The sequence below is a fragment of the Sphaerisporangium sp. NPDC051011 genome (assembly GCF_040653595.1).
In the GTDB taxonomy this organism is placed as follows: domain Bacteria; phylum Actinomycetota; class Actinomycetes; order Streptosporangiales; family Streptosporangiaceae; genus Sphaerisporangium.
This window is the reverse complement of record NZ_JBFAGG010000004.1, coordinates 330,789-350,875: the sequence shown is the minus strand read 5'-3', so window position 1 is coordinate 350,875 and position 20,087 is coordinate 330,789. Positions and strand designations below refer to the sequence as shown.

Sequence of the window (20,087 nt, the reverse complement as noted above, 5' to 3'; positions counted from 1 at the left end):
TCAGACCTACAGCGCGGGCTCGCGGCCTGCCGCGACGGCCGGCACCACGACGGTGCCGATCGCCGACACCACCAGGAGTGGGCTGGTGAGAACCCTCCCGGCGGACGGGCCGTCTTGGGGAGACGACCTGGCAAGGACATGCGCCTGGAAGGAGACGGTGCGGCTGCGGTTCCCCACGCGGCTGACCGTCGCGCTGACCTCCAGCACGTCGCCGGCCTGCACCGGGGCGTGGAAGGTGACCCCCGAGTAGGAGGCGAACAGCCCCTCGTCCCCGTCCATGTGCAGGCAAAGGTCGGTGGCGACGTCGCCGAACATCCCCAGGACGTACGCGCCGTCCACGAGATTCCCGGAGTAGTGGGCGTGACTGAAGTCGACGTACCGCCGGTGCTTCAGCCCGAACCCGACGGATGTGTCCGCCTGGCTCTGAGTGGACGCGTGGGTCATGCGCTCTCCCGGGTGACATCGACGACGATCCTGATCGTCGCGGGGTCCGACATGGCGGCGAAACCTTCGTTGACGTGCTCGAACGGCACCTCGCCCGTGACCATGGCGTCCAGGTCCAGGCGGCCTGCGACGTAGTGGTCGGTGAACATCTCAACGTCGGTGAGAAAGCGGTTGGCCCCCATGTAGGCGCCCCGCAGAACCCGATCGCCGTAAACGAGCGCATCCGCGGGGATGCTGAGCCGCTCCCCTGGGGGCATGAGTCCGAGGATGGTGGCGGTGCCGGTCGGCGCGAGCACATCGAAGGCGAGTTCGGCGGTCTGCCTTCGCCCTACGGCCTCGACCGTATGCGTGAACCCGTCGGGCATCAGGTCCTGCAGCAGAGTCCTCACCGCGACCGTGTCGGGACCGGCCAGCACCGCGTCAGTCGCCCCGAATCGCCGGGCGATCTCAAGTTTGCCGGCCACCGCGTCGACGGCCACGATCCTCCGTGCGCCCGCGAGGCGAGCACCCTGGATGGCCGCGATGCCCACGCCGCCGCAGCCGATGACCGCGACGGTATCGTCTGGAGTGACGTGTGCGCCGTGCACCACCGCCCCCACCCCCGTGGATACGCAGCAACCGAGCAGGCAGGCCACGTGCGGCGGGACGTTGGACGGCACGACCGCGAGCGACGCCTCTCCAGCGAGGAACGCCTCGGCGAAGGCGCCGATGCCACCGAGCACCTGCACCTCTTCTCCATCGCGCGTGACCACCTTCGGTCGGGGCCTGGCGCGAACCTGGTCCACCCGCATGCACTGCGTCGGACGCCCCCGAAGGCAGGAACGGCACAGGCCGCACGCCGGGGTGACGGTCGCGACCACGCGATCACCTGGTGCGACCCGCGTGACGGCAGCGCCGACGCGCTCCACGAGTCCGGCGACCTCGTGGCCGAGGATCGCCGGCGTCGGGATGGGAAGCGAGCCGGTGATGTAGTGGAGGTCGCTGTGGCACAGCCCGACACGCTCGGTGCGCACCAGCACTTCATGGTCGGCGGGCTCGTCGAGCAGGACCTCGGCCAGTTCGAGGGGCTCACCGGCCTTGCCCAGCACCGCTGCCTTGATCGGTGTGCGCACCTGTCCTCCTTGCTGGCGTGAGCGACGTCCCACGACCATTCGTCGAGTCAGACGTTCGCATCGGCGACGTCCCGCGGCCCTCATATGCTTGGCGGCCCTGCCGTCGGCGACAACGTGCACGGCGCACTGACCCGCGACGGATGGTGTGCGGCGCAGCCACAGACGTCACGGAAGCGCGCGCCTAGCATCGCGGGGTCGCTCGCTGTGAAGGGCTGGACCAGAAATGACGTTCGTTATCACCCACGGGTGCTGCAACGACGGTTCGTGCATCCCGGTGTGCCCGGTCCAATGCATTCGGCCGCGCCCGGGTGACCCGGACTTCTCCACGACGGAACAGCTGTACATTGATCCCGGGACGTGTATTGACTGCGGCGCCTGCATGGATGAGTGTCCCGTCAACGCCATCTACTCCGAGTGGGACCTTCCCGAGCGGCTCAGCGACTCCTTGGAGATCAACGCGGCCTACTTCGAGACCAACCCGATCAACGAGTCGTCGCCGCCGGATCCGATCCACCGGCGGCTCCCTGTAGGACGTTCGAGGCTTTCGGTCGCGGTCGTAGGGGCAGGGCCGGCCGGGTGTTACGCGGCAGCGGAGCTGAGCGAGATCCCGGGTGTGAGCATCTCCGTCTTCGAGCGCCTGCCCACGCCTTTCGGGCTTGTCCGGGCGGGCGTCGCGCCGGACCATTCCAGCACCAAGCTGATCGCAAGACAGTTCGGCTCCGTACTGGCCCGGTCCAACGTGCACTGCTTCTTCAACGTGGAAGTCGGCCGGCACATCTCCGTACAGGAACTGCTGGAGCACCACCACGCGGTCGTATGGGCCGGTGGGGCCGGCGACGACCGCCGCCTCGGCATTCCCGGCGAGGATCTGCCCGGGTGCGTCTCCGCCCGGGAGTTCGTCGCCTGGTACAACGGGCATCCGGATTTCGCGGACCGCCGATTCGATTTCCACGGAGAACGCGTTGTAGTGATCGGCAACGGTAACGTCGCGCTCGACGTGGCTCGGGTTCTGGCGCAGCCGGCCGCCGCCCTGACGGCCACGGATATGGCCGACCACGCCATCGAGGCCCTCGGCCACAGCACGATCGTCGACGTCGTCGTCACGGGACGTCGCGGCCCCGAATACGCGGCGTACACCACTGGCGAGCTCTCCGCGCTTGAGCACACCCCAGGGGTGACGCTTCTCGCGATGGCCGATGAAGTCGCCCACGTCTGTGACGCCGCCGACCGCAGGTCTCGGATCATCGCCGCGGCGGCCAAGCGGGGCCGGGCAGATGGAGACCGGAGGATCACGCTCCGGTACGGCCTGCGCCCTGAGGCGATCAATGGGACGGGCTCGGTGGAGTCGATCACGTTTTGCCGCGCCGACGGCACTGTGGAGCGGATCGAAGCCTCCCTGGTCGTGCGAGCGATCGGCTATCGCGGTACGGCCGTCGCGGGACTGCCGTTCGACGATGTGACCGGCACGCTCTCCCATTACTCAGGCAGCGTGTGCGACCCGGCGACCGGAGAGTCGGTAGTGGGTGTCTACTGCTCCGGATGGATCAAGCGGGGTGCCACAGGGGTGATCGGCACGAACAGAAGCGACTCCGCCGAAACGGTGGACGCGATCCTTCATGATTTCGGTGCTGGGCGCCTACCTGATCCTCACCACGGCCTGGAGCACCTCGGGAAGCTCGTCAAGGAACGGCAGCCGGACGTCGTCGACAAGCACGCGTGGGCTCGTATCGACCAGTCCGAGCAGCTCAGGGGCCGCGAGGCGGGGCGCCCTCGGAGGAAGTTCGTTCGCGTGTCCGATCTGCTGGCGGCCTCGCGTCCGGTGTCCTGATGGGCCTGCCCGCCGGCGCGGGAGTGGGTCGACGGCCTTCGTGCTGCCGGCCGTGCCTCCGCCGATGACCACGACGCGTGCCGGGGCGACGCCGGGCGATCGGCCAAGTAGAAGACCGGGTCTCGCCCTGGCGCATGGTCGTTGTCTCTTCCCAGGTAGGCAGGAGTTGTCAGAGACAGGAGCTGGTGCCGAGCCGGGTCCGCCCGCTGATCCCGGCTCGGCGTTCGGGTTACTCGTCCGGGAAGACTTCGAGAAGCTCCTCGTCGCGGAGTTGTCCGATGGTCCGGTACCGCTCGGGGCTGCGGGCACGCAGGATGAGCGCGTAGCCGAACCCGGCGATCGCGACGGCGGCGACGTACACCGGGATCAGATTGACGACGAGGTTGTCGGCACCGGCGAGGAAGGTCAGGTTGCGAAGCAGCAGGACGACCACGACGATCTGGGCGAGCGCGCCGACGGCGGGCGCCACCAGCGTCTTCCAGATGGCGGCCCTCCCGTTGCGGCCCTCACGGTTGAAGTACCTGATCACCGCGAGGCACACCAGGAACTGAACCACGATGACCGCGAGCGTGCAGAAGATCGGGAGCCAGGTACCGAGGTGCAGCAGCGGGTCGGCACCACCGACGGCGAACGCGAGCACGGTGATCGCGGCGATGAGCGCCTGAACTCCCGCCGCGATGTGCGGGGACTTGTGAACCGGGTGCGTCCTCCCCAGCACGCTCGGCAGGATGCGGTCGCGGCCCAGGGAGTAGAAGTACCGCGAGGCATTGTTGTGGAAGGCGAATGAGCAGGCGAAGAACCCGGTGACGACGAGGAAGTCCATCGCGGTGCGCACGAAACCGAAGACGTAACTGTCCGCGAGCTGGAAGAAGTACTGGTCATAGAGCTTGGCCGCCTGGGACGGCGCGTTCGAGCCGAAGCCGACGACCCCCGCATAGGCCGCGAAGCTGTAGAAGACTCCGAGCGTGATCACCGCGATGTAGGTGGCGCGCGGCACGCTCTGCTTCGGATCGACGGTCTCCTCGCCGTAAATCGCCGTGGTCTCGAAGCCGATCCAGGACCAGAAGGCGAGAAAGAAGCCGACTCCGACGGCGGGAGAGCCGGCCCAGGTCGCCGGGTTGAGGGCCGAGGGAACCTGGCCTTCGGCACCGCCTCGTGCCACGACGACGAGGCACGTCACCAAGACCACGAGGACCTCGAGCGTCAAGGCCACGCCCAGCACCCGGGCCGTGAATGTCACGCGGAAGTAGGAGATCACGAACATCAGCGCCAGGGCGGCCAGACTGCACCAGTACCACGGTACGGACAGGCCGAAGTAGTGCTTGAGCAGTGCCGAGGCGTACAGGCCGAAGCCGCCTTGGATGGCCGCTGTGATCATGCTGTACGCGGCCGTGATCGTGAAGCCCGAAGCGAGCCCGAGGGGTTTGCCCAGGCCATGGGTCGTGAACGTGTAGAAGGCGCCGGCCGAGGTGATGCGCTTGGCCATCTCCACGAACCCGACCGAGAAGACGAGGAGGATGGCGGTGACGGCGACGTAGGTGATCGGTACCGCCATGCCGCTGCCGTAGGCGAGGGAGATGGGGATGTAGGCCGAGACGACCACGAGGGGCGCTGCCGCCGCGGTCACCATGAGGACGATGTGGAGGAAGTTGATGGAGCTTCGGAGAAGGTCGGTCGAGGCGTACCCGACGCTCTTCTTCACCGCTCGGCTGCTGATATTCGCTGTGTCATTGATGTCCGTCATGTCGTACGCCTTCTCGGGGAGGCTGCGGGTGGTCGGGCGGTGTTGCCCCTGAGGATTGCGGGGACCTTGCGGTCCTGACCGGCTGAGAGGATCGGAGTGGTGTTACACGCCGGCCGCCCGGGTGCACCCGGCACGGTGGGACGTCGGATCGGGTCGCGACCGGTGGACCCCGGGCCTGTGACGTGATGCTCATGCCGTGGCGAAGAAGCCCGCCAGATTTTCGAGGTCGGCGCGCACCGCGTCCGCGATCCGGCGCAGGGCCGCCGCCCGATGGCGGATCGGCTGGGCGGCCCAGCGCTCCCGAGCCACACGCGCCCGGCGCACGGCCCGATCGACCTCCACCTCGTCTGCTTCTGCGACATCCGCGATCGCCTGTTGTGTGGCCGGGGTAATGGTGGTGCTCAACGGTGGTCCTTTTCGCGGAACGGGTCAGGGTTGTCGTGCAGGCCGCTCAGCCTTGTGCGCGCCCCGGCCCGGCCTCAATGTGCAGCTCGCACAGAGATTGGCTGTTCACAGGGCGGCCGACCACTTGGAAAGCCGCCTGCCCTCCCCCTTGGATGACGTTGTCGGTCGGCGCGGCGATGGAGGCCTGATGAGCGAGATTACGACGCGAGCCGAACTACTCGGCTTTGTCGAGGAGCACGGGATCCGCACGGTCCGGGTCGGTGCCGTCGACATCGACGGGGTCTGGCGCGGCAAGCGAATCCCGGTGCAGTACTTCACCGACTCCGTATGGGAGAAGGGGACGCAGATCTCCAACATCCTGTTCGGCTGGGACATGGTGGACGAGCTGCTCACCGGAGTGGAGTACACGGGCTGGCACACCGGCTACCCCGACGTCACCCTGAAGCCTGACCTTTCCACGCTGACGCTCGTCCCCTGGGAGCCGCACACGGCCTCGGTCATCTGCGACATCGAGGAGCTCGACGGGACCCCGCTGGCGCTGTCCCCCCGCCGGCTGCTGCGCAAGGTGCTCGAAGACGCGGCCGATCTCGGCTTCTCCGCCACCGCGGCCTACGAGTTCGAGTTCTACCTGCTGCGTCAGTCGCCGGGCGACCTGCACCGCTCCGGGTTCCGTGACCTGGAGCCGCTGACCCACGGCAGCCGCACATACAGCCTGCAGCGCGGGACGGCCACTGAATACGTCCTCGGCGAGATCCGCGAGCGGCTCCAGACGGCCGGCGTCTACATCGAGGCCTGCAACAGCGAGCACGGACCGGGACAGTTCGAGGTCAACATCCACCACGACGGGGCACTTCGTGCGGCCGATCACGCCCTGCTGCTGAAGAACGCGGTCAAGGAGATCGCGGCGCAGCACGGCCACACCGCGACGTTCATCGCCAAGCTTGACGCGGCTTGGGCTGGATCGTCGGGACATGTCCACCAGAGCCTCTGGTGCGCCGACGGCACGCCCGCGTTCGCCTGTGCCAACCCGTGCCGGCTGTCCGAGACGGGCGCGCAGTACGTGGCCGGGCTCCTCACCCTGGCCCGCGAGATGACCGCGATCTACCTGCCGACGGTCAACTCCTACAAGCGCACCGAGGGCGGCTCGTGGGCGGGGGCGAGCGCCACCTGGGGCAGGGACAACCGGACCGTGGCGGTCCGGTCGATCCCCGCCCCGGGGGCGGCAGCCCGGGTCGAGAACCGCATCCCCGGGGCCGATGCCAACCCGTACCTGGTCATCGCGGCCAACGTGGCCTCGGGCCTGCACGGGATCCGGCATCGGCTCACCCCACCCGCCGAGGTCACCGGCAACGCCTACGAACTCCCCAACGCCGCCGAGCTCGCCCTGCCCGCGTCACTGGACGCGGCGGTCGAAGCGTACGCGGCCTCTCCCCTGACGCGCGAACTGTTCGGGAAGGAGTTCGTCGAGCACTTCGCGACCACCCGTCGCTGGGAGATCAGCCAGTTCGGCAAAGCCGTCACCGACTGGGAGCTGCGTCGTTACCTCGAGGTCATCTGAGCCTCCCCCTCCCCCGCATCCGCTACCACCCGAAAGGGCATGTACGTCGTGAACACCCACGAGGGCCGCATCGCGATGGTGACCGGAGCCGCCTCCGGCAACGGCCTGGCCATCGCCGAGAAGCTGCTTGCCGAAGGCGCCCAGGTCGCGCTGATCGACGTCAACGCCGACGCGCTTGACAAGGTCTGCGGCCCGCACGAGAACGCATTCCCGATCGTCGCCGATGTCACGGATCCCGACAGCATGGCCGAGGCGGTCCGCCGGACCGAGAACGCCTGGGGTGGGCTGGACATCCTGGTGAACAACGCCGGCATCGTCCGCGGCAGCGCGTTCGACGACCTCGAACCCGCCGAGTGGGAGGAGGTGTTCCGGGTCAATTCCACCGGTCCCTTCCTCGCCAGCAAGGCCGCGGTCCCCGCGATCCGGCGCACACTCGCCGGGAAACCCGGCGCCACCGGCGCGATCGTCAACATCACCTCCGTCGAGGCGCACATCGTCATCTCCAGCAGCGGTCACCCGCAGATCCACTACAACGCGTCCAAGGGTGCGCTGCTGATGTTCACCAAGGGGCTCGCCGTGGAAGCGGCCGCCTCCGGCATCCGCGTCAACGCAGTGGCACCCGGATTCATCGAGACGCCGTTCACCCGCACGGTGCTGGCCAAGCCCGAGGTGCGACAGTGGCTGCTCGATCGCACGCCGATGGGACGCATCGGCCGTCCCGAGGATGTCGCGAACGCGGTGAGCTTCCTCTCCTCCGAAGCGGCCGGCTTCGTGACCGGGACCACCCTCTTCGTCGACGGCGGCTGGCTTGTCCACTGAGGCGGCATCGATGGCTCTCACCCCCTGCGCTCCGCCGGTCCGCATCGGCGTCAGCTGCGGTACCCAGGTGCAGGAAACCTCCTTCGGCCCGGCTCCCACCGTCTCCCTCAACATGCGCTATCCGCACGCCGTCGCCCGCGCCGGGGGGCTGCCACTCGTCCTGCCACCCACCCAGGCGGACCCGGCAGCCGTCGTCAGGACGTTGGACGGCCTGGTGCTCACCGGCGGCGGCGACCTGGACCCGGCCTGCTACGGCCAGGAGCCGCAGGCGGAGGTCTACGGGGTGAATCGCGAGCGCGACAGGTTCGAGCTCGCCCTGCTCGCCGCCGCCGAGGCGCGCCGGATCCCGGTCCTCGGCATCTGCCGCGGTCTGCAGCTGATCAACATCAGCCGTGGCGGCGACCTGCTCCAGCACGTCGAGGAGTCCCTGGGCCACTGGCAGACCGGGCCTTCACATGAGGGCGCCCACCGCGTCGTGGTGACGCCCGGGTCCCGGCTGGCCGCGATGGTGGGCCCCGAGGACCTGCTGGTCAACAGCTATCACCACCAGGCGATCAACCGTCTGGGGGAGGGGCTGCGGGTGGTGGCACATGCCGGCGGACTCCCCGAGGCCTGTGAGACCGACGACGGCCTCGTGCTGGGGGTGCAGTGGCACCCCGAGCAGATGGCCGACGACCACGAACGTCAACTGGCGATCTTCCGGGCGTTCGTCGACCTGGCCCGCGATCGCTCCCTGGCCATCACCACTCACGCCCTACGGTAGGTACCGCATGTCTGACAAGAAGTGCCCCCTCGACTTCGATTACCACGGCCCTGAGCTCGACGACATCTTCGACACCTACAGGGAGCTGAGGGCCACCTGCCCCGTCGGCTACAGCGAGAAGCATGGCGGGTTCTGGTTCCTCACCAAGAACGACGACATCTTCGCCGCCGAGCAGGATCACACGACCTTCTCGGTGGCGCCGTCGATGCTGCTGCCCAACTTCGGCACCGACGTCCCGCTCATCCCCATCGACATCGACCCTCCGGCACACAGCAAGTACCGCCGGATCCTGTTGCCGTTGTTCACCCCCGCAGCCATCGACGCCCTCACGCCCCGTGTCGTGGACGTCGCGCAGGAACTGGCGAAAGGCATCGACGTCGACTCCGTCGTAGACGCCTCCGCGGCCTACGCCCGGCCACTCCCGACGATCATCTTCAGCGCCCTCGCAGGATTCCCGGAGGAGGACTGGCCACGGTTCGACCGGTGGGTGGACGAGATCATCTACGAGCGCACGGTCTCACCGGACATCGCGTCCGCCGCCGCCGACGAGGTGTTCGCCTACTTCGACGATCTCCTGACCCGGCGGCGCTCGGAGGAGCCGCGCGATGACATCATCGGCCACCTGCTGAGCGCTGAGGTCGACGGGAGACCGCTGACGAACGACGAACTGCTGTCGTACTGCTACCTGCTCTTCCTGGCAGGGCTCGACACCACGGCCTGGGCCATCCGATCCGGCCTCTGGTACCTCGCCCGCAACGCCGAGGCCCAGAAGCAGCTCCGCGACGACCTTGACGCGGTACCCGCAGCGGTCGAGGAGTTCCTGCGCACGCTCTCGCCGGTCCAGGCCATGGCGCGCACCGCGACCCGTGACGTGGAGATCAAGGGACAGCGGATCAAGGCCGGCGAGCGCGTCGTCCTGGCGTTCGGATCGGGCAACCGCGACGAGGAGCAGTACGAGCGTGCCGACGAGATCATTCTTGACCGGCAGCAGAACCGCCACTTCGCCTTCGGCGTCGGCATCCACCGGTGCCTCGGTTCCAACCTGGGGCGGCGTGAGGTCCTCGTGGCACTGCAGGAGTTCCTGCGCCTGCTCCCCCCGTTCACCCTCGCAGACCCGGAACAACCCTGGCACGGCGTCGGACCGCTCAACCTCAAGTTCTCCCGGAAGGACGGCTGACGTGAAGGTCACCGTGAACGGCTCCAGGTGCCAGGGGCACAACCGATGCATGATCCTCGCACCCGCGGCCTTCGAGGTCGATGAGTTCGGTTACGCCTTCGTCCCCGAGGACAGGCAGGAGGTGACCGAGGACCGCCGCGAGGCGGTCCTCGCCGCCGCCCGCAACTGCCCCGAGCGCGCGATCCTCGTGAGCGAGGAGGAGGGATGAATCGCCTCTCGGTCTGCGTCATCGGCGGCGGGCTGGCCGGCAGCAGCGTCGCGCACGAGCTGATGGCATCGGGTCGCAAGGTTCATGTCACCGTCGTCGATGACGACCCCGACAGCCCCTACGACCGCCCACCTCTGACCAAGAGGTTTCTGGACGACGACTTCGACGCCGTCGCCGAGCCCGGCTGGGCCGTTCAGGGCGCGACGTGGCTGCGGGACCGTGCCGTCGCCATGAACATCCGGGAGCGGATCGTGGTTCTCGAGTCCGGACGACGACTGGCGGCAGACGTGATCGTGCTGGCCACCGGTGGGCGGCCCCGGTCACAGTCAGCGGACCTGTGGGGATTCTCTCTCGTGCGGACGGCCGCCGACGCCCTCTGGCTCCGGGAGCGGGTCGCCGCAGTGCGGTCCGCGTCCGTGCTGATCGAGGGAGCCGGCCCACTCGGCTCTGAGATGGCCACAACGCTGTCCCGGGAGGATGTCCGCGTCACGCTGGTGGAGGTCGACCGGCTGCCAATGCGCCGGTTGCTGGGGCCGGAGCTCGGCAAGCAGGTCGCCCGGTGGGCTGCGGACGCAGGCGTCGACCTGCGCCTCGAACGACACATCACATCCTCCTCCCGGCTACCGGGTGACGCCTTCGACGTCACCCTTTCCGACGGATCACACCTGCACGCGGACATCGCGCTCAGCGCCATCGGGATGACCCCCGCCACGGAACTCGTCGCGGGGTGGGCGGCGGCCGACGGGCGAGGGGTCCACTGCGATCCTCAAGGTCACGTCCTCTCGATGGACGGAGAGGCTTATCCCCATGTGTACGCGGTCGGCGACGCGGCGGCGTACACCGACCCGGTCACCGATGCGCTCGTGCACCACGAATCCTGGACCAACGCCGCGGAGCAGGGGGCGGCCGTCGCGGCGGAGATCCTCGGTGAGCCGGCGACGTCGAGACGGCTGCCGTACTTCTGGACCGAGGTCTTCGGCAGGCGGGTCCAGATCCTGGGCACGGTGCCCGTGGACCCTTCACCGCCTGAGGTACTGGCCTTGTATCCTGAACGTAAGGGTGCCGTGTATCGGTTCGACGACGAGGGGAGACAGGCTGCCTGGGTGGCTGTCAACGCACCCCGTGACTTCGCAGCCATCATGCAAGAACAGCAGGCCGTTGTGACGTGAGCGACTCCGATGGCGCAGGTGGCCCGGGGTTCGACCCCGACGACGTGCGCCTCCTCCACGCGTCGCTGCGTGAAGCCGAGCGGCGAAATGCCATGCTGACCGACGTCATCGAAGCGCTGAGCCTCTCGTCCGACGCCACGATCCTGGCCCAGCGCGCAGTGGAGTTGGTCGCACGCGCATGCGACGCCACCGGCGGCTTCGTCTACCTTTGGGAGCCTGACCGCGACGTGCTCGTGCTGCGCGCAGCAACGGAGGGACGCCAGCAGGCCTTCGTCAATCGCCTCACCCTCCGGCTCGGGGAGGGCATCACCGGCTGGGCCGCCCTCATGCGACGTTCGGCCCTCATCCACGACAAGTTGCTGGACGACCCGCGGTTCTTCCACATCCCCTCGGCGATGGAGGCGGACTTCCGTTCCGCGCTCGTGGTACCGATCCTCATACCCGGCGGCGACGCCGTCGGTGTCTTCTCCATTTACTCAACCCGCTCGCACGCATTCGACGAGGGCATGGCGGAGTCGATCGGCGAGGTCGCGAAACTGCTCGCCAACGGGATCGACCGAGCGGCGCAGTTCGAGGTCCGCACCCGGCAATCCAATGCGCTCCGCACGCTCGTCCGGCTCGCCGAGTCGCCTCCCCGGACGAGGAATGCGGCTCTGGCCGCCATCGCGGAACGCTGTTTGGCCATCATTCCCTCCAGCTTGTGCGTCGTCGAACTCGCCGATCCGCACGCAGACGGCGATGACACGGTGGGCGTCAGCATCGCCAGGTCGGACCAGCACCGGCTGCCGCAGAGGGTCCTCGACAAGGGCACGGCCGACAGCGCCACCGTCCGCGCCCTGCTGCGCGGGTGGGAGCCGCGCATGGAGTCGATCTCGCAGCCCATCCGCGTCGGAGGGCGTTTGATGGGCACCATCTCGTGCCATCGGCCGAGCCGTTTCGCCGGCGACGACCGCCTGCTGCTCGAAGCCGTCGCGAACTACGCAGCACTGGTCCTCACCGGCACGGTGACGACGACCGGTCCGTCTCCTCTCGACGAACTGATCCGCAGCCGTGACGCCGCCGTGACCGAAAAGCTCCTGATCGAGTTCGGGTGGGCAGCCAAGAGCCTGGTCACCCCATTCGTGGTGCTCGTGGATCCCTTCCAGAAACTGGCACAGCATCAAGCGATGGCGATCTCGACCCGTATCGTGGAAGGGGCGGCCAAATCGCGAACCCGGCGCCTGATTCCAGACGCGCCCGGCTGCGTCGCGGGACTCGTCCTGGGCGCGATCGTCGACGCCGAAGCGCAGGAGGAACTGCGAACCGAGTTCGAGCATGCCCTGGCCGACAGCGGTCAACAGACCCACCTGGTCATCGGATGGGGTGGACCATCCGCGGCCCCGGCCGGCGTCGTCGAGGGACTCCGCGCCGCGCGGGAGGCCGCTGCCTGGGCGGCCGTCCTACGATCCCCTCCCGACGTCCTCTCCCACAAGTACACACCTCTGCTGCGCAGCGCGACCGCGATTGCCGCTGACCTACGGGCCGAGCTCATACGCGCGCAGTCCGACATCGCACGCATTGAACAGTACGACCGCGAGACGGGATCGGCGCTGCTGGAGACGCTTCGGGCCCACGTCGAGACCCAGGGCTCGACCACTGACGCCGCCGCGCGCCTCTACATCCACCGCAATACCCTTCGGCAGCGGCTGGACCGGCTGGAGAAGCTGCTCAGCAATCCTTTGGACTCGGCGAGCGCATGGTTCATCACACGCCTCGCATTGCTGATCCGCGAGCGTGAGTAAAGATCATCATTTCGGGTCCCGTGGTGCCCGTGGTCGTGCCGGTACGGGTTCAGCGGGTTGGAGCTCACCGTGCGGGCTCGTCTGGCCCACAGCGGCGCCGACACGCTCACCGCCGACCAGGCGGAGGCGGCGGCCGACGGACGGCTTCATGCCGACGGCGTCAGGTGGATGAACGGCCCGGTGGCTGATACAGCGCCTCCGGGCCGTTCGCCTCGCGCCACTGCTCGTAACGGGACACAAGGTCCGGGATCTCCGCCCAGACGAACGTGTAGAGGTTGCGCAGCTCGCGGAGTCTGGCCCGGGGGATGTCGGTGAGGTCCGGGTCGGCCAGGACCCGGTCGGCGAGGGCCAGAACCTCGGTGATGTAGCGCTCGCCGTCACGGTAGGTGCCGACCCAGGCGTTGGGGGCGATGGCGAACAGGTCGCGCCGGGTCTCCGGGGAGACCGTGCGTTCCACCAAGCCCAAGCCGATCAGCAGGCGGCCCATGTTGGAGACCGTGGCCGCGCTCGCACCGAGTTGGTCCACCAGGTCCTTGCTGGAGAGCCGGGGTTCGTCCGTGATCAGCAGCAGCCCCAGCATCCGCCCTGCCATCCGGGGCACCTGCCGGGCGAACACCTCGGCCAGTCCGTCGGCGAATGCGAGCTGTGACCTCGACTTCTCGTCCTCCTGCGGCATGGTGCGACCTTAGCAGTAGCGATTCACGAAGGTCGTTTAGTAAATAGTGAATGCTTTCAGGTGTTGACTGGACGCTATGCAGCCTCCAATAATCAGCGCACTGCAGACGCGGCGAGACGCCGTCGGACACCTGGAGCGATCGTGGCTCAGCAACACCACCAAGCGGACCTTGCCAAGCTCGCCGAGGCGTACTTCGCCGCGGAGATGACCTACGACCCTTTCATGGCGACCTTGCTCGGCGTCGCCGGACATGCCCACCGGGTGCCCGACCCCTCCCCCGAGGCGGCCGAGAGCCGGCGGCGGACGCTGCTCGACCTCGGCCGGCGCCTCGACCGGGTTCCGCTGGAGGCGCTGACCGGTGAGGACCGGGTCACTCATCGAGTGCTGGACCGGCTCATCCACAGCTCCGCCGGCGAACTCGCCCATGGGCTGACCGACTTCGCCGTCTCGGCCAGCGTCGTCGCGCCCCCGCCCCGGGCCGTCCAGTCGCTGGCGATGACGCCGGTCGACCAGGAGGGACCGGCCGCGTGCCTGGAGCGGCTCGCCGCCCTGCCCGGCTACTTCGACGCATGGCTCGCCCGGTACCGGGTCGCCGCAGCGGCCGGGCGCCACCCCCTGCGCAGCGGGGTGACCGCGGCCGTCGCCCAGCTCGACGGGATGCTCTCGGGCGACCTCGATGCCGATCCGCTCGTCCGGCCCCTGCTCGGCAGGCCCGAGGCCGGGCGCGCCCAGGAGCTGGTGCGCGACAACGTCCGCCCGGCGCTGGCCCGCTTCCGCGACGGGCTGGCCGGTCTCGCCGAGCGTACCCGTCCCGACGCAGAGGCCGGGGTCTGCCATGTCCCCGGCGGCACGGAGGGTTACGCGGACGCCCTCGCCCGGCACACCCGGCCGGGGCTGAGCGCGGAGGACATCCACCGCATCGGGCTGGAGTCGGTGGCCGAGCTGCGCGAGGAGCTCGCGCGGCTCGGCGGGCGGGTGCTCGGGGTCGGCACCCCCGACGGCGTGCTGGCGGCGCTGCGCGAGGACCCGGCGCTGCGGTTCTCGTGGTCGGCCGAGATCGTCGCCCTGGTGGAGGAGGCCCTGCAGCGCGCCCAGGCCGCCATGCCCGGATACTTCCGCAGTTACGCGATCGCCGACTGCGTCACCCGCGAGATCGACCCTCTGGAGGCGAAGACCGCGCCGCTCGCCTACTACCAGCCGCCCGGCCCGGACGGCCTCCCGGGCACCCACTGGATCAACACGTTCCGTCCCGAGACCCGGTTCCGCTACGAGTACGAGGCGCTCGCCTTCCACGAGAGCGTGCCGGGCCATCACCTCCAGCTCGCCCTCGCCCAGACCCTCACCGACCTGCCGCTGTTCCGGCGCATGACGGTCGTCGGCCAGCTCACCGCGCACATGGAAGGCTGGGGGCTGTACACCGAGCGCCTCGCCGACGAGATGGGCCTGTACAGCTCCGACATCGCCCGGTTCGGGATGCTCTCGCTCGACGCGATCCGCGCCTGCCGGCTGGTCGTCGACACCGGGATGCACCACCTCGGCTGGGAACGGGAGCGGGCGATCGCCTACATGCGCGACAACACCGCCACCACCGAGGCCAACATCCGCAACGAGATCGACCGGTATCTCGCCTGGCCCGGTCAGGCCACCGCTTATCTGATCGGCCGCCGGGAGATCCTGCGTCAGCGCGAGCGCGCCCGCGCCGAGCTCGGAGACCGCTTCGACGTCAGGGACTTCCACCACGAGGTGATCGGACACGGGGCTTTGCCGCTCGGCGTCCTGGAGGAACTGATCTCCGAGTGGATCAAGTCGGCCTAGAGCGGCTCCCGGCGGCAGCGGACGGCCGGCGCCCGGCCCGGCGTCCAGGACCCGGGGGATCGGCGCCCCGTGGGTGCTGCCCCCGGCCCCGGTGACGACCCGTCCACGCATCGGCCGATCTCACACCTCAGCCAACCCAAGGAGCTCCAATGACCATGGACACCCCGGCCTCCGGCACGACCACCGCGGCCCGCCTGCTCGACGCAGTCACCCGGGGCGAACCCGGAGCCCTCGACCGTCTCTCCGCCGCCCTGCGCGACGCGGGCGGGCCCCTGCTCGAACCCCTGGAGAGCGGCGGGCACCTGGTCACCTTCGTCCACATCGGCCCCGCCACGCACATCGAGGTGGGCTCCCAGCTCACCATGGACGCCGAGGGCCGGGCCACCGCCATGGAGCGGCTCCCCGGCACGGACGTGTGGCATCTGTCCGTCCCCGTCGCCGACGACCGGCTCTCGGTGGTCTACGGCTACACCGTGGACGACCCCTACGCGGAGAAGTCGCTGAGCGAGCTGATGGAGCTGATGCAGGCGGGCGCCTTCCAGACCGTCGCGGACTCGCACGCCCGCTCGACCCGACCCGACCCCTTCAATCCGGAGCGGATCGTCTCCGTGTACTCCTCGATGTTCCCGGACGCGGACCGCACCCACGACACCGTGCTGACCCTGCCCGGCGCGGAATCCGCGCCATGGCTCACCCCCGGCCGGGCGCGCGGCACGATCGTGCGTCACCGGGTGCGCTCCGCTGTCTTCGGCGACGAGCGCGAGGTGAGTGTGCAGCTCCCCGCCGGGCTCCAGAAGGGAAGCGGGCATCCGCTGCTGCTCCTGCTGGACGGCCAGTACCACATCGACCACTATCCGGTGATCATGGACAACCTCATCGAGGCCGGGGCCATCCCCCCGACTGTGGTGGCGTACGTCCACAACAAGGATTCGATGTCCCGGATGGTGGAGATGTCCTGCAACCCCGACCTGGCCCGGCAGTACGGGGACGAGCTGCTGCCCTGGCTGCGCGCGGAGTACGCGGCGGGCGAGGACCCCGCCACCACCGTGGTCTGCGGGGCCAGTTACGGCGGTCTTGGATCCGTCTGGCTGGCGCACCAGCGGCCGGACCTCTTCGGCGGCGTGCTTTCCCTGTCGGGTTCCCACTGGTGGGGTCTGACGGAGCAGTTCGGCGGCGCGGACGGCCCCTACGCCATGGGACGGGACGGAGAGCCGGAGTGGCTCACCCGGCAGTTGGCCGCCACGCCGGTCCGGCCGACCCGATTCTGGATCGCCGCGGGCACTCTCGAGACCCAGCCCCTGCCCGGCGGCACCACGCTGCTGACCGCCAACCGGCATCTGCGCGACGTCCTCGTGGCCAAGGGCTACGACGTCCGCTACGACGAGTTCGCCGGTGCCCATGACCAGGCGGGCTGGCGGCGTACGTTCGCGCGGGGAATGCTGCACCTGCTGGGCAAGGACCAGGAAGGAGCCTGACGGGCCGTCCTCGTCCCGGCAGCACCAGAGTCTCACGGCACCCGCGCGACCCTACTGGAAGTCGAACTCGTTCGCGCGGACACCGGCCAGAAAGGCATCCCACTCAGCCCTGGTGTAGATGATCGTCGGACCGTCGGGCTGACGACTATGCCGCACGGCAATCCGCCCACTCCCATCAAGCAACGGACCGGCCTCCACGCAGTTCGGTCCTCCGTTGGGACTGAAACTGCTGATGTGCCACTCAGCAAGAGGCTGTTCCGATGTCGACATGATCCTGCTTCCTGTCTTCACTAGCCCAGTCGGTTGGCGGTCTCCCGGATCAGTTTGATCGATTCCGGCGAATCCAGCGAATCCCGCCGCATGTGGTTTAACTTCAGTCTAAAGCGCTGCACCTCGCTTGCCTCTACATAAATCCCTCCTCCCGGGGTGTCCATATAGGCCACCTCCGGGTACGGCTCGGGCATCTCGAAGATCATGAATGCACCTTCTGGACTAGCGTGCGCGCCGGACAGGAAGGCCAGGACTCGGATCTCGATGTTGGGGCGCTCAGCGAGCGTGAGGAGATGCTCAAGCTGCTCTTTCAGAACCCCCGGCCCTCCATGACGGCGATGCAGGACACTCTCGTCCAAGATCGCTTCGACGCACGGCGGTTCACGTTCCGTGAGGATCTGTTGACGCGTGAGGCGGAAGCGGATCCCAGATGTTATCTGGATCGGGGAAGAGTCGACGACGGCCGCCTGCACCGCCTCCATGTAAGGGCGGGTCTGGAGCAACCCCGGGATCACCAGGGCGTCGAAGGAGCAGATGCGGCGAGCGCGGGATTCGACCCAGGCGTAGTCGACCATGACCTTTGACAGGTCTTCGGAGTAGCTGTCCCACCATCCACTCTGCCATACCTCTCCCGCCAGCTTGAGAAGTCCTTCGCGACGGCGGGAGTCGGTAACGCCGTACAGGTCCAGCATCGCGAGCACGTCCGGAGTCCTGGCGGGATAGATTCCGGCCTCGATACGGCTCACGGTGCCGCCATCACGCTGAACGAAGCCGCCGGCCTCCTTGAGCGTGAGCCCACTCATTTCGCGCAACTCGCGCAGTTCTCGTCCGAGCCACTGGGCCCGCAAAGTCATTGCCCGCTTGGCATTCATAGTTTTCAGTCACCTCTTGTCCCGTTTTGATGTCCGAGAGGCCGCTTCTGGCCCATACAAATTTGTCTTTCTCTGCAGTTGGCCCTGCAAGACCGTCTGAGACATGCCATCGTTCAGTGATGGATCGTACACACAGAGTTGCCGGGCGTGATGCCTGTCTGGACAAGTGCCAGCAGTGAGCCCCTGTCGTTGGAGGTGAGTGCCACGGACGTCCGCCGAGTAGCGGCAAAGAACGGATCTGCTGGATGGACCGCGGTGGACGGCTTGGCCGGGACCGTTCGTGTTCTCAACCGCCGGTTCACCGGGTGGAGCGTCTGGCACGGCAGCGCGACTGGGCGGTGGTGGGCGCTTGCGCCGCGGTGGGGCCATGGCCTGGTGGGTTTGGTGGAGGCGGGGTCGCCGGAGGAACTCGTCCTGCGGATGAACCGGATCGAGCAGTCCTACCCCTACGCCACGTGCGATCCGCCCTCCGACCCGCCCCAGCGGCCTGAACCCCCTACTCCCTGTGGACCGCTCCGATGAGCAGGGCTCACAGCACTGATCACCTCGCACCGTTCTGGAACGTTCTCAGCACAGGAAGGGAAGTATCCCGATGATCGCGATGCGTCCTCGCGCTCTGGCTTCGGCCTTGGGCGGCATCACCGCGTTCTTCCGCCCGGCCCCGGAATCGAAGGACTCGGCCGTGACAAGTGCCCGGCCGCGCCCCACCGGTCCTGACGCGTTCACGAGCCTCCCGGTGATCTCCCACCGGTTCACTCCGTCCGCGTCGCAGGTCAGGCCCGCCCGCGCCTTCGTCGCCGGCCTGCTCGGGGACGAGCACCCCTGCCGGGACGACGCAATGCTCCTGACCAGCGAACTCGCGGCCAACGTGGTGCGGCACGCCGCCCAGCGTGACTTCCTGGTGTCGGTGGCCTTCCCGGACACCGGCGTGATGGTCGCGGTCGAGGACGGTGGCTCGTCCAAGATCCCCCACATGCGCAGGCCCTCTGACGACGAGACCGACGGCCGGGGCCTCGCGATCGTCGACGACCTCTCGTCACGGTGGGGCTTCGAACGGCGCCCCTCCGGCACCCTGGTCTGGTTCGAACTCGCCCAGCCCTCCCCCGACCAGCGGCCGTAGGTTCTCGGTTCTGCCAGGCCGATCTCGCGCTCATGCCCCCGGCTGGGAGTTGCGCCTGTCCGAGCGGCGGGGCCGATCAGCCCTGAACCGCCCGCGGGGCCGGCGGGCTCCAGCGCCGCGCGGACCGGCGCCGGTAACGCCTGGCGAAGCCATGAACCAGGATGAACCGCGGGATCGTCGGCACCTGCTGGACGACGATCTGGTAGCGAGTGTCGTCGAGCCCGTCGAGCAGCCAGTGGCCCACGTCGCCCAGCTCGGTGAACGACTTCCGCTTGACGTTGTACTCCTGCTCCCACCTGCGCCACTCGGCGGTGGTCAGGGCGGCCGCGGCGACCGGCATCGCCTCCTGCTCCTCCCGTCGCAGATGCGGGAGCAATACGTCGTCGAGGGTGGTCAGCGCCTCAAGGAGATCGATCCTCACCTCGTCGGACCCGCTGCCGGCGTACCGCTGGGCCGCCGCCTCGACGACGGCCATGGCGCCGGCGATTCCCGCGTGGTCTTCCTCCATGCTGTCGAGGAGTGGTGCGGCGTCCGGTGCCTTCCGTCGCAGCATGGGCCACAGGCCTTGGTCTTCGCCGCTGTGGTGGTCGTGCAGGAAACGCATCATCCACCGGACGTGGCCGGCGATCGCCACCCGCCGGCCGTCCTCCGGACACGGCCGCTCGGTCAGCGCGCGGCGCGTGCGTTCCAGGTCCCGGCGCAGCGCGTCGTGGATGATTCCCATCATGCGCGTGTCGGCGGGCGCCACCGTCTGACGCTTCATCGTTGTACACCTTTTCCTGAGGGTCATCGCGGGTAGATGCCGCCCATGACGTCACACCGGGCTGCTCCCTGTGCGGACCACCAGGCGG

Annotated in this window: 19 protein-coding genes and 1 pseudogene; 11 read left to right on the top strand and 9 right to left on the bottom strand. The window is 68.6% G+C overall.

What is annotated here, in order from left to right; all coding sequences use genetic code 11:
• Nucleotides 1-6 precede the first annotated feature (6 nt).
• Entirely contained in the window at nt 7-444 is a 438-nt protein-coding gene (locus AB0H21_RS11800; protein WP_358514834.1) for a hotdog domain-containing protein, read from the bottom strand.
• Nucleotides 441-1,556 carry a Zn-dependent alcohol dehydrogenase gene (locus tag AB0H21_RS11795; RefSeq protein WP_358514831.1) on the bottom strand — a complete coding sequence of 372 codons (1,116 nt, stop codon included), beginning with the start codon at nt 1,554-1,556 and terminating at the stop codon, nt 441-443. The genes AB0H21_RS11800 and AB0H21_RS11795 overlap by 4 nt, the downstream gene beginning before the upstream one ends.
• A gap of 223 nt (nt 1,557-1,779) precedes the next feature.
• On the opposite strand from AB0H21_RS11795, the gene AB0H21_RS11790 reads away from it, so the two are divergent.
• The gene (locus tag AB0H21_RS11790) at nt 1,780-3,384 is read left to right on the top strand and encodes an FAD-dependent oxidoreductase (RefSeq protein WP_358514828.1); all 1,605 of its coding nucleotides are present in this window, start codon (nt 1,780-1,782) and stop codon (nt 3,382-3,384) included.
• Nucleotides 3,385-3,435: 51 nt separating this feature from the next.
• Here AB0H21_RS11790 and AB0H21_RS11785 read toward each other — a convergent pair.
• The 3 genes and pseudogenes from AB0H21_RS11785 to AB0H21_RS11775 all read right to left on the bottom strand — a co-directional run.
• Nucleotides 3,436-3,693 (bottom strand): annotated as a pseudogene (locus AB0H21_RS11785) (hypothetical protein); the annotation flags it as partial.
• A complete protein-coding gene (locus tag AB0H21_RS11780) occupies nt 3,614-5,128 on the bottom strand; it encodes an APC family permease (RefSeq protein WP_358514825.1) in 1,515 nt (504 codons plus the stop codon). The pseudogene AB0H21_RS11785 and the gene AB0H21_RS11780, both read right to left, overlap by 80 nt.
• Before the next feature lie 189 nt (nt 5,129-5,317).
• Nucleotides 5,318-5,533, bottom strand: a complete 216-nt coding sequence (locus AB0H21_RS11775; protein ID WP_358514822.1) for an aldehyde dehydrogenase family protein — start codon at nt 5,531-5,533, stop codon at nt 5,318-5,320.
• 187 nt (nt 5,534-5,720) lie between these two features.
• Here AB0H21_RS11775 and AB0H21_RS11770 point away from each other — a divergent pair, with 187 nt between their 5' ends.
• The 7 genes from AB0H21_RS11770 to AB0H21_RS11740 are packed head-to-tail and all read left to right on the top strand — an operon-like array spanning nt 5,721 to nt 13,008.
• On the top strand, nt 5,721-7,091 hold the full coding sequence (locus AB0H21_RS11770; RefSeq protein WP_358514819.1) for a glutamine synthetase family protein: 1,371 nt from the start codon (nt 5,721-5,723) through the stop codon (nt 7,089-7,091).
• Between the two features lie 39 nt (nt 7,092-7,130).
• Complete coding sequence (locus tag AB0H21_RS11765) at nt 7,131-7,910, top strand: SDR family NAD(P)-dependent oxidoreductase (protein ID WP_358514817.1); 780 nt, start codon at nt 7,131-7,133, stop codon at nt 7,908-7,910.
• Nucleotides 7,911-7,920: 10 nt separating this feature from the next.
• Nucleotides 7,921-8,673, top strand: a complete 753-nt coding sequence (locus AB0H21_RS11760) for a gamma-glutamyl-gamma-aminobutyrate hydrolase family protein (RefSeq protein ID WP_358514814.1) — start codon at nt 7,921-7,923, stop codon at nt 8,671-8,673.
• Between the two features lie 7 nt (nt 8,674-8,680).
• Nucleotides 8,681-9,850: a cytochrome P450 gene (locus AB0H21_RS11755; RefSeq protein WP_358514811.1), complete on the top strand. Its 1,170-nt coding sequence runs from the start codon at nt 8,681-8,683 to the stop codon at nt 9,848-9,850.
• Between the two features lies 1 nt (nt 9,851).
• Nucleotides 9,852-10,058 carry a ferredoxin gene (locus tag AB0H21_RS11750; RefSeq protein WP_358514808.1) on the top strand — a complete coding sequence of 69 codons (207 nt, stop codon included), beginning with the start codon at nt 9,852-9,854 and terminating at the stop codon, nt 10,056-10,058.
• Nucleotides 10,055-11,227, top strand: a complete 1,173-nt coding sequence (locus tag AB0H21_RS11745) for an NAD(P)/FAD-dependent oxidoreductase (RefSeq protein ID WP_358514805.1) — start codon at nt 10,055-10,057, stop codon at nt 11,225-11,227. Before AB0H21_RS11750 ends, AB0H21_RS11745 begins: the two co-directional genes overlap by 4 nt.
• Nucleotides 11,224-13,008: a GAF domain-containing protein gene (locus AB0H21_RS11740; protein ID WP_358514802.1), complete on the top strand. Its 1,785-nt coding sequence runs from the start codon at nt 11,224-11,226 to the stop codon at nt 13,006-13,008. Before AB0H21_RS11745 ends, AB0H21_RS11740 begins: the two co-directional genes overlap by 4 nt.
• A gap of 160 nt (nt 13,009-13,168) precedes the next feature.
• On the opposite strand, the gene AB0H21_RS11735 is transcribed toward AB0H21_RS11740, so the two are convergent.
• On the bottom strand, nt 13,169-13,684 hold the full coding sequence (locus AB0H21_RS11735) for a MarR family transcriptional regulator (protein ID WP_358514799.1): 516 nt from the start codon (nt 13,682-13,684) through the stop codon (nt 13,169-13,171).
• Between the two features lie 141 nt (nt 13,685-13,825).
• Between AB0H21_RS11735 and AB0H21_RS11730 the strand changes: the two genes are divergently transcribed.
• Both AB0H21_RS11730 and AB0H21_RS11725 read left to right on the top strand, forming a co-directional pair.
• The gene (locus tag AB0H21_RS11730; RefSeq protein ID WP_358514796.1) at nt 13,826-15,499 is read left to right on the top strand and encodes a DUF885 domain-containing protein; all 1,674 of its coding nucleotides are present in this window, start codon (nt 13,826-13,828) and stop codon (nt 15,497-15,499) included.
• A gap of 149 nt (nt 15,500-15,648) precedes the next feature.
• Complete coding sequence (locus AB0H21_RS11725) at nt 15,649-16,974, top strand: alpha/beta hydrolase-fold protein (protein WP_358514793.1); 1,326 nt, start codon at nt 15,649-15,651, stop codon at nt 16,972-16,974.
• A gap of 51 nt (nt 16,975-17,025) precedes the next feature.
• Here AB0H21_RS11725 and AB0H21_RS11720 read toward each other — a convergent pair whose 3' ends face one another.
• Nucleotides 17,026-17,244, bottom strand: a complete 219-nt coding sequence (locus AB0H21_RS11720) for a DUF397 domain-containing protein (protein WP_358514790.1) — start codon at nt 17,242-17,244, stop codon at nt 17,026-17,028.
• A gap of 20 nt (nt 17,245-17,264) precedes the next feature.
• Nucleotides 17,265-18,116, bottom strand: coding sequence for a helix-turn-helix transcriptional regulator (locus AB0H21_RS11715; protein WP_358514787.1), 852 nt, complete (start codon nt 18,114-18,116; stop codon nt 17,265-17,267).
• Nucleotides 18,117-18,798: 682 nt separating this feature from the next.
• On the opposite strand from AB0H21_RS11715, the gene AB0H21_RS11710 reads away from it, so the two are divergent.
• On the top strand, nt 18,799-19,236 hold the full coding sequence (locus AB0H21_RS11710; RefSeq protein ID WP_358514784.1) for an ATP-binding protein: 438 nt from the start codon (nt 18,799-18,801) through the stop codon (nt 19,234-19,236).
• Nucleotides 19,237-19,312: 76 nt separating this feature from the next.
• On the opposite strand, the gene AB0H21_RS11705 is transcribed toward AB0H21_RS11710, so the two are convergent.
• Nucleotides 19,313-19,999 carry a hemerythrin domain-containing protein gene (locus AB0H21_RS11705; RefSeq protein ID WP_358514781.1) on the bottom strand — a complete coding sequence of 229 codons (687 nt, stop codon included), beginning with the start codon at nt 19,997-19,999 and terminating at the stop codon, nt 19,313-19,315.
• Nucleotides 20,000-20,087 lie beyond the last annotated feature (88 nt).

Bases quoted from the DNA above. Each gene is read 5' to 3' on its own strand.
- AB0H21_RS11800 (WP_358514834.1), bottom strand. From the start codon at position 444: ATGACCCACGCGTCCACTCAGAGCCAGGCGGACACATCCGTCGGGTTC.
- AB0H21_RS11790 (WP_358514828.1), top strand. From the start codon at position 1,780: ATGACGTTCGTTATCACCCACGGGTGCTGCAACGACGGTTCGTGCATC.
- AB0H21_RS11780 (WP_358514825.1), bottom strand. From the start codon at position 5,128: ATGACGGACATCAATGACACAGCGAATATCAGCAGCCGAGCGGTGAAG.
- AB0H21_RS11770 (WP_358514819.1), top strand. From the start codon at position 5,721: ATGAGCGAGATTACGACGCGAGCCGAACTACTCGGCTTTGTCGAGGAG.
- AB0H21_RS11765 (WP_358514817.1), top strand. From the start codon at position 7,131: ATGTACGTCGTGAACACCCACGAGGGCCGCATCGCGATGGTGACCGGA.
- AB0H21_RS11760 (WP_358514814.1), top strand. From the start codon at position 7,921: ATGGCTCTCACCCCCTGCGCTCCGCCGGTCCGCATCGGCGTCAGCTGC.
- AB0H21_RS11755 (WP_358514811.1), top strand. From the start codon at position 8,681: ATGTCTGACAAGAAGTGCCCCCTCGACTTCGATTACCACGGCCCTGAG.
- AB0H21_RS11745 (WP_358514805.1), top strand. From the start codon at position 10,055: ATGAATCGCCTCTCGGTCTGCGTCATCGGCGGCGGGCTGGCCGGCAGC.
- AB0H21_RS11735 (WP_358514799.1), bottom strand. From the start codon at position 13,684: ATGCCGCAGGAGGACGAGAAGTCGAGGTCACAGCTCGCATTCGCCGAC.
- AB0H21_RS11725 (WP_358514793.1), top strand. From the start codon at position 15,649: ATGACCATGGACACCCCGGCCTCCGGCACGACCACCGCGGCCCGCCTG.
- AB0H21_RS11720 (WP_358514790.1), bottom strand. From the start codon at position 17,244: ATGTCGACATCGGAACAGCCTCTTGCTGAGTGGCACATCAGCAGTTTC.
- AB0H21_RS11715 (WP_358514787.1), bottom strand. From the start codon at position 18,116: ATGAATGCCAAGCGGGCAATGACTTTGCGGGCCCAGTGGCTCGGACGA.
- AB0H21_RS11705 (WP_358514781.1), bottom strand. From the start codon at position 19,999: ATGAAGCGTCAGACGGTGGCGCCCGCCGACACGCGCATGATGGGAATC.